At 61.4% G+C, this 14,425-nt stretch carries 8 protein-coding genes; 7 read left to right on the top strand and 1 reads right to left on the bottom strand.

Annotated features, from left to right (window positions below; all coding sequences use genetic code 11):
- Nucleotides 1-17: 17 nt before the first annotated feature.
- From gyrB to ACS5PN_RS12750, 7 genes are all read left to right on the top strand, one after another.
- The gene (gyrB, locus tag ACS5PN_RS12780) at nt 18-2,567 is read left to right on the top strand and encodes a DNA topoisomerase (ATP-hydrolyzing) subunit B (RefSeq protein WP_439464336.1); all 2,550 of its coding nucleotides are present in this window, start codon (nt 18-20) and stop codon (nt 2,565-2,567) included.
- Between the two features lie 220 nt (nt 2,568-2,787).
- Complete coding sequence (locus ACS5PN_RS12775) at nt 2,788-5,529, top strand: type I restriction endonuclease subunit R (RefSeq protein WP_439464335.1); 2,742 nt, start codon at nt 2,788-2,790, stop codon at nt 5,527-5,529.
- A gap of 20 nt (nt 5,530-5,549) precedes the next feature.
- Nucleotides 5,550-8,009, top strand: coding sequence for a type I restriction-modification system subunit M (locus tag ACS5PN_RS12770; protein ID WP_439464334.1), 2,460 nt, complete (start codon nt 5,550-5,552; stop codon nt 8,007-8,009).
- Entirely contained in the window at nt 8,006-9,727 is a 1,722-nt protein-coding gene (locus tag ACS5PN_RS12765) for a restriction endonuclease subunit S (protein WP_439464333.1), read from the top strand. Before ACS5PN_RS12770 ends, ACS5PN_RS12765 begins: the two co-directional genes overlap by 4 nt.
- Entirely contained in the window at nt 9,727-11,529 is a 1,803-nt protein-coding gene (locus ACS5PN_RS12760; RefSeq protein ID WP_439464332.1) for an AAA family ATPase, read from the top strand. The genes ACS5PN_RS12765 and ACS5PN_RS12760 overlap by 1 nt, the downstream gene beginning before the upstream one ends.
- Entirely contained in the window at nt 11,522-12,625 is a 1,104-nt protein-coding gene (locus ACS5PN_RS12755; protein WP_439464331.1) for a hypothetical protein, read from the top strand. The genes ACS5PN_RS12760 and ACS5PN_RS12755 overlap by 8 nt, the downstream gene beginning before the upstream one ends.
- A gap of 22 nt (nt 12,626-12,647) precedes the next feature.
- The gene (locus tag ACS5PN_RS12750; RefSeq protein ID WP_439464330.1) at nt 12,648-13,562 is read left to right on the top strand and encodes a restriction endonuclease; all 915 of its coding nucleotides are present in this window, start codon (nt 12,648-12,650) and stop codon (nt 13,560-13,562) included.
- Nucleotides 13,563-13,564: 2 nt separating this feature from the next.
- On the opposite strand, the gene ACS5PN_RS12745 is transcribed toward ACS5PN_RS12750, so the two are convergent.
- A complete protein-coding gene (locus tag ACS5PN_RS12745; RefSeq protein ID WP_439464329.1) occupies nt 13,565-14,392 on the bottom strand; it encodes a ThuA domain-containing protein in 828 nt (275 codons plus the stop codon).
- Nucleotides 14,393-14,425: the final 33 nt, after the last annotated feature.

Here is a 14,425-nt window from a genome sequence, read left to right as displayed (position 1 = left end):
GTGAGAGAGAGTTCCCGATGAGTGATGTTTCCAGCAGCCCCGAGCACCCCGACGGCCTGAACGCCAACCAGCAGGCGGCGGCCGCGGCTGAGGCCAAATCGGGTGCGGTGTACGACGCCAGCTCCATCCAGATCCTGGAAGGCCTGGAAGCCGTGCGCAAGCGCCCCGGCATGTACATCGGCGACACCTCCGACGGTACCGGCCTGCACCACCTCGTCTTCGAAGTGGTGGACAACTCCATCGACGAGGCCCTGGCCGGCCACTGCGACGACATCGTCGTCACCATCCACACCGACAACTCCATCTCCGTCATCGACAACGGCCGCGGCATCCCCACCGGCGTCAAGATGGACGACAAGCACGAGCCCAAGCGCTCCGCCGCCGAAATCGCGCTGACCGAGCTGCACGCCGGCGGCAAGTTCAACCAGAACAGCTACAAGGTCTCCGGCGGCCTGCACGGCGTGGGCGTGAGCTGCGTGAACGGCCTGTCCAAGTTCCTGCGCCTGACCGTGCGCCAGAACGGCAAGGTGCACTTCCTGGAGTTCGCCAAGGGCATCCCGCAGGACCGCGAGATCGTCATGGTCGACGGCGTCGAGACCAGCCCCATGAAGGTCATCGGCGAGACCGACAAGCGCGGCACCGAAGTCCACTTCCTGCCGGACACGGAAATCTTCCAGCAGAACAACGACTACCACTACGACATCCTCGCCAAGCGCCTGCGCGAGCTCTCCTTCCTGAACAACGGCGTCAAGATCCGCCTGGTCGACGAGCGCAACAACAAGGAAGACAACTTCGCCTACGCCGGTGGCGTGAAGGGCTTTGTCGAGTTCATCAACAAGGGCAAGACCGTCCTGCACCCGAACATCTTCCACGCCGTGGGCGACAAGATGAGCGACCAGAACACCAACATCGGTGTCGAAGTGGCGATGCAGTGGAACGACGGCTTCAACGAGAACGTCCTCTGCTTCACGAACAACATCCCGCAGCGTGACGGCGGCACCCACCTGACCGGCCTGCGCGCCGCGATGACCCGCGTCATCAACAAATACATCGACGACAACGATCTCGCCAAGAAGGCCAAGGTCGAAGTCGCCGGTGACGACATGCGCGAAGGCCTGGCCTGCGTCGTCAGCGTGAAGGTGCCCGAGCCCAAGTTCAGCTCGCAGACCAAGGACAAGCTCGTCAGCTCCGAAGTGCGCGCCCCGGTGGAAGACATCGTCAGCCGCCTGCTGACCGACTACCTGCTCGAGAACCCGCTGGACGCCAAGACCATCTGCGGCAAGATCCTCGACGCCGCCAGGGCTCGAGAAGCCGCTCGGAAAGCGCGCGAGATGACGCGCCGCAAGGGCGTGCTCGACGGCCTGGGCCTGCCCGGCAAGCTGGCCGACTGCCAGGAGAAGGACCCCGCCCTGTGCGAGATCTACATCGTGGAGGGCGACTCCGCCGGCGGCTCCGCCAAGCAGGGCCGCGACCGCAAATTCCAGGCCATCCTGCCTCTGCGCGGCAAGATCCTGAACGTCGAGAAGGCCCGCTACGAGAAGCTGCTGACCAGCAATGAAATCCTGACGCTGATCACGGCCCTGGGCACCGGCATCGGCCGCGGCGCCGGTGGCGACGACTTCAACCCCGACAAGCTCCGCTACCACCGCATCATCATCATGACCGACGCGGACGTGGACGGCGCCCACATCCGCACCCTGCTGCTGACCTTCTTCTACCGCCAGATGCCCGAGCTCTGCGAGCGCGGCCACATCTACATCGCCCAGCCGCCGCTGTACAAGGTCAAGGTCGGCAAGCACGAGCAATACCTGAAGGACGGCCACGAGTTCGACGCCTTCCTGCTCAAGGTTGCGCTGCAGGACGCGAGCCTGGACACCGGCACCGGCGAAACCCTCAAGGGCGACACGCTGGACACCCTGGCCCGCAAGTACGTCGCGGCCCAGTCCGTCATCGAGCGCCTGTCCAACTGGATGGACATCGAAGCCCTGCACGTGCTGGCCAACGGCCTGGCGCTCAAGCTCGACACGCGTGAAGAAGCCGAAGTCAGCGCCGCCAGCCTCAAGGGCCTGCTGCACGACGCGCTGGTGACGGTCGAGACCGACCCGCGCACCGACAAGCTCTTCCTGAAGATCGCCCGCACCCACCACGGCAATGTGCGCGCCAGCGTCATCACCGCCGACTTCGTGCACGGTGCCGACTACGCCGTGCTGGCCGACGCCGGCCTCAGCTTCCAGGGCCTCATCAAGCCCGGCGCCCTCGTGCGCAAGGGCGAGGGCGAGAAGGCCAAGGAGGCCAAGGTCGAAGACTTCCGCGCCGCCATGGCCTGGCTGATGAGCCAGGCCGAAGGCAGCGTCGGCCGCCAGCGCTACAAGGGCCTGGGCGAGATGAACCCCGAGCAGCTCTGGGAAACCACCATGGACCCCACCGTGCGCCGCCTGCTGCGCGTGCAGATCGACGACGCCATTGAGGCGGACAAGGTCTTCACGATGCTGATGGGCGACGAGGTGGAGCCGCGACGCGATTTCATTGAGACGAATGCGTTGAGGGCGGGGAATATCGACGTTTGATTTTGTGGAGCCAGCTCCCATGAAGTTGGAGCGCCGCTTCATATCAAATGATCTCAATGGCTAACAAGAGATGAAGCGGGCGCCTGAAGTAGATTCCGCCGTTGGCGCGCGTCGTTAGGCGCGAGTCGGCCCGCAGACGCGGCGTCATTCGTAGAAGTGCGCAGGATCGTTTTCGCTTGTCTTCGTGCGGCCGTGGTGGACGTCTTATGGGAGAGGCAGCTTGGCAGTCCCAACTTCTAACGAAGCTACGACACGTGCTCAACTCGTTGACGCGCAGCTTGCCCACGCCGGCTGGTCCAAGACTCGAAGGAGCCTGATAGAAGAGTTCGTGCTGACAGCACGGACCCCTGAGGAAAGCTACAACGGCCTGCAGTTCGCAGACTATGTGTTGCTTGGCACTGATGGCAAGCCACTGGCGCTAGTTGAAGCTAAGCGCACCTCGCGCGATGAGCTGGCGGGCAAGCGGCAAGCCTCTGACTATGCCGATGCAATAAAGACGAAGTTCGGCCATGAGCCTTTCATCTTCTTGACCAACGGCAAAGAGATCCAGTTTTGGGATCGCGAGCGCTACGCCCCCAGAAAGGTTTCTGGCTTCTACACGCGGGACGACCTGGAGCGACTGCGCCATCAGCGCCAGTTCGCTCAGCCGCTCGATGGCATTGCTATCAATTCAGACATTGCCGGCCGCGACTACCAAAACGAAGCGATTCGACGTGTCACCGAGGGTGTTTCCGCCGCCAAGCGCAAGTTCCTGCTGGTCATGGCCACCGGCACGGGCAAGACACGGACAACCATCGCGCTCGTCGATACCCTGCTGCGCTCCAAGCGTGTGCAGCGCGTGCTCTTCCTCGCCGATCGTCGCGAACTGGTGCGCCAGGCCATGTCGGAATTCAAGTCCCATCTGCCGAACGAGAGCCTTGCCCGCATCGAGTCCGGAGAGACATCCGGCGCGCGCATCCAGTTCTCCACCTACCCAAGCATGATGCAGGTGTACTCACGCCTGTCTGTCGGCTACTACGACCTGATCGTGGCAGACGAAAGCCACCGATCCATCTACCAGCGCTACAAGGCGGTCTTTGACCACTTCGATGCCATTCAACTAGGCTTGACCGCCACGCCCACCGACTACATCGACCACAACACTTTTGAGTTGTTCGACTGTGGCGACGGAGCGCCCAGCTACTACTACAGCTACGAGCAGGCCATCGCCGACCACAACCTGGTGAACTACCGCGTGCTGGACGCGCAGACCAACTTCCAGCTGAAAGGCATTCAGGGCGAGGCGCTGCCGCAGCCACTTCAGCAGATGGCACGTGACCAGGGCGTGGAAGTCGACGAACTCAACTTTGATGGCACCGACATTGAGAAGGGCGTCATCAATCAGGGCACCAACGACGCCATGGTGCGCGAGTTCATGGACAAGAGTCGCAAAGACGTTCGCGGCTTGCCCCACAAGTCCATCATCTTTGCTGTTAGCCACGCTCATGCCAAGCGGTTGTACGAGAGCTTCAATCGCCTGTACCCGGAGCAGCAACGCCAGGGCATGGCCGAGATCATCGACAGCCACATGGAGCGTGCCGATGCCACTCTGGATGACTTTAAGTTTCGAACCATGCCGCGCGTGGCCATCTCGGTGGACATGCTCGACACCGGTGTCGACGTGCCTGCCATTCAGAACCTGGTGTTCGCCAAGCCTGTCTTCAGCAAGGTCAAGTTCTGGCAGATGATCGGTCGCGGCACGCGCCTGCATACCGACAAGGCCACAGGTGAGATCAAGAAGGACTTCTTGATCATTGATCACTGGAAGAACTTCGCCTACTTCAAACTCAAGCCCGACGGGGAGGTCGACCACCCCAGCGAGCCCTTGCCTGTGCGCCTCTTCCGATTGCGGCTGGAGGTGTGGCAGTTGCTCCACGGTCAGGAGCCAGGTGCGCAAAGCGCTCGTGACGCCATTGCAGTTCTCCAAGCCATGCTGCTGGCCCTGCCACGTCACAGCATCAACGTACGACCACACTGGGACGAGTTGGATGCACTGGCCGGGCAGTGGTCAGCGCCCGACCCCAGCAGACTCGAACACCTGTCAAAGACCATTGCTCCACTGATGCGCCTGGCGCCTTTGGCGGGACTAGACGAGTTGCAGTTCCGCATCTGGTGCGAACGGCTCACCGTGGCCTGGCTCAAGGGCGATGCCATAGAGCAAGCAACCGTGCGCGAGCGCATCCTGGGCGCAGTGACCAACCTTGCCGACAACATCCCCGAAGTGCAGCGCGTGGCTCAGCAGCGCGCCTGGGTGCAGTCAGCCGCGTTCTGGGACCACCTGGACATGAGCCGGTTTGCCGTCTTGCAGGCCGTGTTCGCGCCGTTGATGCGCTACCGGACCAGCGCCCCTGATCACACGGTGGAAATCAACCTTCCCGACAACATCACTCAGCGCAGTTGGATCATTTACGGCCCGAGTGGCGAGGGCGCCTTTGCAGAAAGCTACCGCCAGCAGGTGGAAGCGCTGGTTCGCCGCATGGCTGACCAATTGCCGGAATTGGCCAAGCTCAAGAACGGCGAAGAGCTGAGCAACGAAGAGCTGGAGCGCATCAGCGTCGCGCTGAACCAGGCCGATCTCTTCATCACCGAAGACACATTGCGCAAGGCCTTCGAAGCGCCGGCAGCATCACTGGTCGACTTCCTGCGCCACATGTTGCGTGAGGATGCACTCCTGCCCAACCGCCAAGAGCGCATCAATGTTGCGTTTGACGCCTTCATTGCCAGCCACAAATACCTGCGCGCCAACCAACTCAACTTCCTGCGTGCAGTGAAGGCGGCCGTGCACAGCCACGGCCGCATCACCCTGGCGGCGCTCAACGAGCCTCCACTGTCGCGAGTCGGTCGCGTGGAATCACTGTTCCCGCCGCAAGACATCGACGAACTCATTGCCTTGGCCAACACATTGTTGGACGAAGCCGCGTGACACCTTTAGGACGAACCTGAATGCTTGCTCCACATATCAAGAAGAAAGTTGACGAACTCTGGAACCGCTTCTGGGCCGCAGGCCTTACCAACCCGTTGGTGGCCGTCGAGCAGATCACCTACCTGCTGTTTCTCAAACGCTTGGAAGACATCGACCTCAAGCGCCAGCAGCGCGGCTTTCCATCGGTCTACGCTGGTTCCGAGTCCTGCAAATGGAGCTACATCCGTCAAGAGAAGACCAACCCCGGTCATCTCATTGACGTGGTGTTCCCATGGTTGCGCGAGCTCGATAAGCACTTCACCACCGCCAGCGCAGACGGCACCGAACTGGCCAGCCTCAGCAACCGCATGGCCGACGCTTACTTTCAGCTCGACCCCAACAAGGGCAAGGTGCTAAGTGACGCCATCGACGCCATCGACCAGTTGTTCGCGCGTGCCGGCGAGGGCAATGCTGCCCAAGACATCATGGGCGACACCTTCGAGTACCTGCTCAGCGAGATGGCTACCGCAGGCAAGAACGGCCAGTTCCGCACCCCGCGCCACCTGATCCGCTTCATGGTCGAACTACTCGACCCCGAGCCTGGCCAGCGTGTGATCGACCCCGCCGCCGGCACAGGCGGCTTCCTGTTCAGCACCCAGCAGCACCTGATGCGCAAGTACTCAGCGCAGGACAACGTGGTGCTGGAATGGGACGGCACGCCGCACCGCACCGATGGCGCCGCCGCCACGCCGGATCAATACGCGGCCATCCATAACGGCGCTAACCTCGTCGGCTTGGACAACGATCGCACCATGGCCCGAATCGGCTGGATGAACCTGGTGCTGCACGACGTGACCGATCCGCACCTGGTGCAGGGTGACTCACTCAGCAAGCGCGAAGGCAAGGAGAAGCTCAAACAACTCCTTGAGCCCGAGTCGTACCAGTACGTGCTGGCCAACCCACCATTCACTGGCACGGTGGACAGTGGTGACTTGGAGCCGGATTCCCTGTTGTTCCCTCGCGTGGGCGGTGGCGGCAAGAAGAAGGACGACGCCATCACTAACAAGAGCGAATTGCTTTTCTTATGGCTGATGCTCGACCTGCTGCGCGTCGGAGGGCGATGCGCGGTAATCATTCCCGAGGGCGTTTTGTTCGGCAACACCGAAGCACACATTCACCTGCGCCGGGAACTGCTCACCGAGCATGTGGTGGAAGGCGTCATTTCATTGCCTGGTGGCGTGTTCCAGCCCTACACCGGCGTCAAGACTTCGATCCTTATCTTCCGTAAGGAAACGCGGCGCGATGTCCGTGCCAGCTTCACCGGTGCCGTGCCCCTGCGCACCGAGCACGTCTGGTTCTACGAGGTTGAAGAAGACGGCTACACCAAAGACGCAAAACGCAACGCCCGGCCAGGTCAGCAGAACGACCTGTGGGACGCGCTGGAGAAATTTAAACTCTGGATTGATCAGGGGCGCTCAGGCGCTCAGCGCCATGAGACGACGCTATTGCAGCCGACCTTCCATGTCGAACGCTGGCGACAGGCCTTGCTGCGCGACACCGCTGACCAACTGACACCAGCGGGCCAGGCCTTTGCGACGCTGCTAGACACGAGCATGTGGGACGGGCAGGTCTGGGGCGTCCACGAGCTGTTTCCTGAACTTCCGCGCGATCCTAAAGCTGCTGAGATCCAAGTTCGCAACGCATCCAGCCGGATGTTGTACGACCTGGTGATCCAGTTCTTCGCGCCCCCCACTAGAACGGTGTGGGCCAAGTGGAGAGATGCAGGCACGGCCGACAAAAAGATGGAGGGCGACAAGGCCTTTGCGGAATGGCAAAAGGCCATCAAGGTGCCGCAGCAGGAGTTCAACCGCGCCGCGCGCGAGGCCCAGGTCTTCTTTGAACCGGAAGACGGCCATGCGCTGCCTCTGTGGAAAGACATGGTCAAGGACGCGCTCAATGCTGGGCTGTCCCTCCATCAGAACGCAGCCACTCAAGCGCCCGTGGTCCAGTTCAGCTCATATGAGCCAGTACCGGACCTGAACTCTGCACTAGCAGCAATCGCCCGTGAGGTAGCCAAACTGGACGGCTTCGACGTAACCCTGCGCAGCCTGGCCGTTGACCAGGCGACCGACCTCAAGGCAGCCAAGCACTGGGTAGTGCCGGTGCGTGCCTGGGCGCGTAACGACGAATGGCAGAGCAATGAGGGTACTGTGATCGGCTCGCACGACGCCGACGGCCTGGTGCGGCCCACCTATGTGCAAGCCATGTTGGCCGCAGGCGTGTACGACGAAAGGGGCGAACTCAAGGACGGCGTGCTTGACCCCGACTGCATCGAGGCCCGAGAGTGGAATTTGTCAGCCGGTCAGTACAAGCCCTTCGATTTCACCCAGCTCAAGAGCGACAAGAGCGTGGCTGAGATGATCGGTGCGCTGAAGGTGACTGAGATGGAAATCATCAAGGGCCTCGACAAGCTGCTGGCGATGGTTGAGGGCCGGGAATGAGGCTGCCCGAGACTTGGATACAGACGACAGTTGGAGCTGTCGTCGCTGATGTGCAACCTGGCTTTGCACAAAAGCCCGGCGAGGAAGACGAAGGGACGACGCCACAGATCCGCACGCACAACGTGACTCCTGACGGCAAGATCAGTCTGGAGGGAATCAAGCACATCACCGCCAGTGAACGGGAGCTTGCACGCTATTCCCTTGCTGCAGGCGATGTGGTCTTCAACAACACGAACAGCGAAGAGTGGGTAGGAAAAACAGCAGTCTTCGACAAGGGGGGCGACTTTGTCTTTTCCAATCACATGACGCGATTGCGTGTCCGCGAGGACTTGGTCTGTTCAAAGTACCTTGCTGCCTATTTGCAGTCGCTATGGTCGATGGGGTATTCGAAGACTCGCGCGAAGCGCTGGGTCAGCCAAGCTGGGATTGAGAGTGACACGCTCGCTTCCTTCAAGATCCCACTACCTACCATCCCCGAACAACAGCGGATTGTCGATGTGCTGCGGCAGGCCGACCTGGTCAACGATCTTGCAAGTAAGGCGAGACGACTCCTCGATTCGCTAGCCATGCAGCGCTTCGCGGAGCTTTTCGGTCATCCGGCGGAGAACCCAAAAGGCTTTGAGACCGCTGCATTCGCATCATTTGGGACGCTTGATCGCGGAGTCTCAAAACACCGTCCTCGCGATGCAGGCCACCTGTTCGGAGGACCCTACCCCTTCATTCAGACCGGGGACGTATCGAATGCCGGCGACTGGCTCAGCACATATAGGGAGACCTATTCAGAGGCTGGGCTTGCACAAAGCAGACTTTGGCCTAAAGGCACCCTCTGCATCACCATTGCCGCGAACATTGCCAAGGCAGCGCTTCTTGAGTTTGACGCCTGCTTTCCTGACAGCGTAGTTGGATTCACGCCGTTTGAAGGGGTAAGCAACGAATACGTGTTGTATTGCCTGCGCTTCTATCAGGAGTATTTTGAGCATCGTGCCCCGAAGTCTGCGCAGATGAACATCAACTTGGACACGTTGAGGACGTTGCGCATGCCAAGGCCACCAGAGGCTTTGCAGATTGAGTTCTCCCGCTTCGTGAATGAAATGCGCGAGTTGACTCGTGTGACAACAAAGCAGGCCTACAGGCGTGGCGGGTTGGCCGCCGAGTTGACTGTGGCTGCATTCACAGGTGATCTGAGTGCAGGTTGGCGCGAGCAAAACAGGGATCGTGTTGCGACGGCCGCTGCTCATCGTGATGCATCTCTACGCGTGCGTGGCACGAAGATCAACATTGGAGCAAACGCGATTGCCGCTCCCGTTGTTGAAGTCGTTCGTACTGCTCGCCCAGCACGCCATTGGCTGCTTGGCGAACTAAGTGACTTCCAGCGCCAGGTGTTGGCCGTCTTCACAGCTCATTGCCAGGTCACCGGCGAGCCCTTGCTGGTTGAAGACCCGGACGTGTTCGCCCGCTTCTGCGATGACGCTTTGGTGGCCGAGCGGCTTAAGGCCTTCGGCACATCGCATGGCAACCGCATCCGACGGTCGCTCAGCCAACTGTCTGCACTGGGGCTGATTGCCAAAGTCACATTGCCCAAGGTCGACCCTGAAAGCGGTGAACGTGACTACCTTAAGGCGTTCCGTCCCTTGCGGCCGGAGGAGTTCACGCGCTTGGGCGATGTGCAGGCCTTGCGCAAGGCCCTGTCACCCGATGCAGACGGGGAGTCGAGCTGATGCGGCTGCGTTACCTGCACCTGCAGAACTACCCACCCATCGCAAACATCAAAGTGTGCTTTGCCAGCGGCTCTCCCCTGGATCGCGAATGCGCCATTCGCTTTGTGGTGGGCGTCAACGGCAGCGGCAAATCTAACCTCCTGCGCGCAGTGGCCGAGGTCTTTCTGGCCCTGGCCGACCTGCGCGTGCCCGCCTTTCCGGTGAGCCTGGTGTACGAACTGGGCGTGAGGGGGTCACCCAATCACCGCACGCTGCTGTTGCATTGCCCGGGCGACCGCCACCAGGCCAGCCTGTGGCTGCACGAGCGATTCGCCTTTGACGACCAGAATGGCCAGGAGGTGTTTGATGTTTGCATCGAGCACTTGGCGCTCAAGGGCACACCCATCGTGCCTGGCTTCACGGCCTTGATCGAGCCAGGCCGGTGGCCACAGCGCGACAGCACGCCGCCGCAAATTGCGTTGCCCTCGGCGGTGTTGGCCTACACCACGGGCGATCTGCGGCCCTGGCGCTCGGTGTGGAACCGCAACCAGCGCGCCGAAGGTTTGCTGGAGAGCGGCGACGACCCGCAAAGTGACGAGCGCCCGGCAGGCTGGACGGCAGCACAGGAAAGCGCCTTGCAATCTTTTCGGCGAACCGAGGTAGAGCCTGCACCTCAGCCCGTGAGCGCCAGCGCCACCGAGACGGATCGGTTTCGGCGGCCCGTGCTGCTGGATGCCACCCTGCTGAAATGCGCGCTGCTGGCCGTGGCTTTGCCGCAAGCTTTTATCGAAACCACCGACTACCCCGCTCGTGCCGGGGTCGATGCGGCAATGGCCCAGCTTCGGCGCCGGACTGACAACAAGACACCGCTGCAGGATTTGCTGGAACGTGGCGGCTGGCACCATCTGGTGGCGGTGGCATTCCGCTCACGTTTGAGGTCAACGCAATGGGACCAGAAGCTGTGCGAAACCGCGCACGACTGGTGGCTGTGCGCCAGTGAGGTGATTGCCGAACCACACCCGGCGGAAACTCGCCGCACCTTGTTGTTCGATTTGAAAGGCCCGTTTGATGCACAGGCTCCGAGCTTTGCGTCGCCCGCTCGCGACGAATTGCTAACTTGCAGCACGCCGGGCGAGGCGTTGTGGGCCTTGTTGGGTGGCGCCAAAGATGCCAGCGCCTTCGACCTGTTCACCCGCCTGTTGGAATTGAATCAGACCGGACTGTTTGACGATGTGCTGCTGCGCTTGCGCCGCGCACCGGCGCTCGCCGATGACGACGTGACTGATGAGGACGACATCGGCGTGCTCAGGTACGAAGAGCTGTCAGATGGCGAGCAGATGGTGCTGGGCCGCATGGCCCTGTTTCACCTACTGCAGGGCCAGAAAGACGCCTTGCTGTTGCTCGACGAGCCCGAGACCCATTTCAACGACAAATGGAAGCGCGAGATTGTTGACATCATCGACGACGCGATTGGCAACACCTGCAACGACGTGTTGATTTCCACCCACTCGGCCATCGTGCTGTCCGATGTGTTCAACAACGAGATCGTGTTGGTGCAGAAGACCCCGCATGGCTCCAATGTGCGCAGCGTCGACGAGCCGACATTCGGCACCGATCCGAGTGCGTTGATGATGACAGTGTTTGGCGCCGACGACAGCATTGGCAAGAGGGCGCAGGAGTTCATTGAAGGCAAGCTAGCGCAAGCCACAGGCTCGCAGGCCGATATCGCCGACCTGGAGCGGCTGATTGCCCGCATGGGATCAGGTTTCTACCGCAGTGAGTTGCGTACCTTGCTGAACACCTGGCGGGGTGGCGATGCTTAAGCCCATCCATCGCGTGACGTGTTCGCCCGCCCTAGCGGCCTGCCAGCTTCTGATGCAGCGATTTGCCCTGTGGCTTTGCGAACCTGGCACCACAGCAGCGAACCTTACCCAAGCGGGGCTGCAACCGCCGGCAATGCCAACCGCCATAGAGGCGGACTGGCTGTGGGGATTTCTCCAGCGTAAGGTGGGCGGACAGCTGCTTCTGAACCGTGCCCAAGTCCTCGTGGCGATGTCCGCTGTACAGAAGGGCGCTGTGGCGGCTTGGGTGCAATCTGTCTCGGCACTCGCAGCGCAGTTTCATGCCACGCCGCCGCCATGGCCCGTGACAGCGCCGCAGGCGGGTCCGCTCAACTGGGGGGCGTTCAGGACCTTGATGGAGGCCTTCTATGGGACGGGATTCCGCACTGGCCTGCCCTATTTGGCAGATGGCACGCCTGTTGCGGCTGGCGGGGTCACGTACGCTTCGTTCGTCGATGCTTTTCGAATCGCGCATCGTCTGAACCCTGACCCGCACGCCCGCCAGGTTTGCGTGCTCTGTGGTGGGCCGCTCGGCGATACGCCGCATGTGGACCACTGGATCATCAAGAGCGCGTTTCCTTTGCTGAGCATGTGTGCGCACAACTTGACGCTGATCTGCGGCACTTGCAACGAAGCACCGAACAAGGGCGACAAGCCGGTGCACAGTGCAGGCAGCTTCGCCGACTGGTTTCACCCGTACTGGCGCCCAGGCAACGGTGCCGTGCAGCCTGGGTATGACCTTCATGCGGCTGCCGTGCACTGTTCAGCCGTTGCGCCTGTCGACCAGCCCAAGGCGGCAAATCTCGACGTGTTGCTCAACTTGGCAAGCCGATGGACTCGTGAATTCAAGGCGGAATATGCCAAGCATCAGGACGTCCTTCGGCGCAATGAGAGCCGACGAGTTAGGGCTGCTCAGGCGAGGCACACATTGCAGGAGCTTGGCGCGTACGTTCAGCAGTGGACAGGGGGCCTCTCGCCTAGCGAGCCGCATCATGAGGTTCATGCCACCCTTGGGCAAGCCATGATCGAACCTGCCCGAATGCAAGCTTGGTTTGCTGAGTTAGCGACGGTTCAATAGCCCCAGTCGGAGTAGCTTAGATATGGCCGAAATCACCCGTCGACGCACAGGAGAATTTCTGCGCGAGCTGTTCAGCATCTTGATGGCCGTGCCCGAAGGCATGCGCGCTAGTGACGCCCTGCAGTTGCTGTCCAGCCGCTTTACCTTGTCGCCCTACGAGGCCGACAACTACGAATCTGGCTCCCGCCGCTTCGAGAAGATCGTTCGCTTTGCCACGGTCGATTGCGTCAAGGCTGGCTGGCTGGTGAAGGACAAGGGGATCTGGTCCATCACTGACGAAGGTCGAGCCGCCTATGCAGAGCTGAGTGATCCAGAAGCCTTCTACAAGCGTGCTTGCAAGCTGTACGCCGAATGGAAGGCCGCTCAGCCTGACGCAGAAGTCAGCGTAGCCGCAGCGGCCGCTTCAACCACCGTCGCCGATGATGTGGACAGCACAGCCAAATCGGTGAGCGTTACCTTCGAAGAAGCAGAAGAGCAAGCCTGGGCCGAGATTTCGCAGTATCTGCGGGCCATGAATCCGTACGACTTCCAAGACCTTGTGGCTGACCTGCTACGAGCGATGACGTACCACGTGACTTGGGTGTCACCTCCTGGGAAAGATGGCGGCTTGGACATCTTGGCGTGGCCCGACGCGCTGGGCACACGGCTGCCACGCATCAAGGTGCAGGTGAAGCGTCAACAGCATGCCGTCAATGTCGACGGATTGCGCTCCTTCATGGCCTTACTTGGCGACGATGACGTAGGCCTGTTCGTCTGCACCGGCGGATTCACGAAAGACGCCGAAGCCGAGGCCCGCACCCAAGAAAAGCGTCGTGTGATGCTGATCGGCCTGGACAAGCTCTTTGATTTGTGGGACGAGCATTACGACCAGTTGACTGACCGTGCGCGGCGGCGGCTGCCACTGCGATCGATTCGCTTTCTTGCACCTGGCGGTTGAGGTTAGTCAGCTTGGGAGCTGTTCATAAATGGACTAGGCGTTATGTCAGGCTTTGGCGAGGTAGTGCCGTGGCCAGTCGCCGCCCACCAGACCCCACCCCACAAGTGATCCAGATACCGCCCCTCGCGGTACATCTCCCCGTTGTGCCCCAGCGCCGTGACGAACACGCGGCCTTTTTCGTAGGGGTGCCACCAGCTCACCGGGTGGTCAGCGCCCATGCCCTTGGCGACCTGGCCGGGCCAGATCTTGGTGGGGTCGTAAGTGCGCTCGTCCACGGCCAGCACGGGGTGGATGGTGATGCCGTGCGGGTTGCTGAATTCGTACCACTCGTCTGACCAGATCCAGCGGTCGGGCAGGCCGAAGGTGGCGGGGTGGTTGGCGTCGGCCTTGGTGACGACGGCGGTCTGCAGCATGGGGTGGATGACAAAGCTGCGGCCGACGAGCTTTTCGTACCAGGGCCACAGGCCCGGCTTGCTGATGATGGCGCGGTGCACGACGACGGCGTTGCCGCCGGCCTTCATGTAGCGCTCCAGGCCCGCGCGCTGGGCCTCGTTGAATTCCTCGCCCGAGCTGTTCAGCAGCACCACCGCCGCGTACTTGCTCAGGTCGCCCTCGAAGGCGCCGGGCTGGGCCGTCCACGTCAGCTCGAAGGCGTGCAGCTTGGCGAGCTTCTCGAAGCTGTCCCGCGCGATGGGGATGTACTCGTGGTGGTACTTGGTGGGCATGGCCAGCACCAGCAGCGAGAACTGGCCGTCGCCGGCCTGTGCAGGCACGGCAGCGCTAGCAACGGTGGCGGCCACGGCGAGGGTCTGCAGCGTCTTCTTGATCATGGTGCGGCTGATTCTTCCACCGCGGAGTTCCGG

Origin of the sequence: Roseateles sp. NT4 (assembly GCF_051857475.1) — a bacterium.
Lineage (GTDB): Bacteria > Pseudomonadota > Gammaproteobacteria > Burkholderiales > Burkholderiaceae_C > Pelomonas.
The sequence above is the reverse complement of the archived record's forward strand: the minus strand, read 5'-3'. Positions and strand labels throughout refer to the sequence as shown.

Bases quoted from the DNA above. Each gene is read 5' to 3' on its own strand.
- ACS5PN_RS12755 (WP_439464331.1), top strand. From the start codon at position 11,522: ATGCTTAAGCCCATCCATCGCGTGACGTGTTCGCCCGCCCTAGCGGCC.
- ACS5PN_RS12750 (WP_439464330.1), top strand. From the start codon at position 12,648: ATGGCCGAAATCACCCGTCGACGCACAGGAGAATTTCTGCGCGAGCTG.
- ACS5PN_RS12760 (WP_439464332.1), top strand. From the start codon at position 9,727: ATGCGGCTGCGTTACCTGCACCTGCAGAACTACCCACCCATCGCAAAC.
- ACS5PN_RS12770 (WP_439464334.1), top strand. From the start codon at position 5,550: ATGCTTGCTCCACATATCAAGAAGAAAGTTGACGAACTCTGGAACCGC.
- gyrB (WP_439464336.1), top strand. From the start codon at position 18: ATGAGTGATGTTTCCAGCAGCCCCGAGCACCCCGACGGCCTGAACGCC.
- ACS5PN_RS12745 (WP_439464329.1), bottom strand. From the start codon at position 14,392: ATGATCAAGAAGACGCTGCAGACCCTCGCCGTGGCCGCCACCGTTGCT.
- ACS5PN_RS12765 (WP_439464333.1), top strand. From the start codon at position 8,006: ATGAGGCTGCCCGAGACTTGGATACAGACGACAGTTGGAGCTGTCGTC.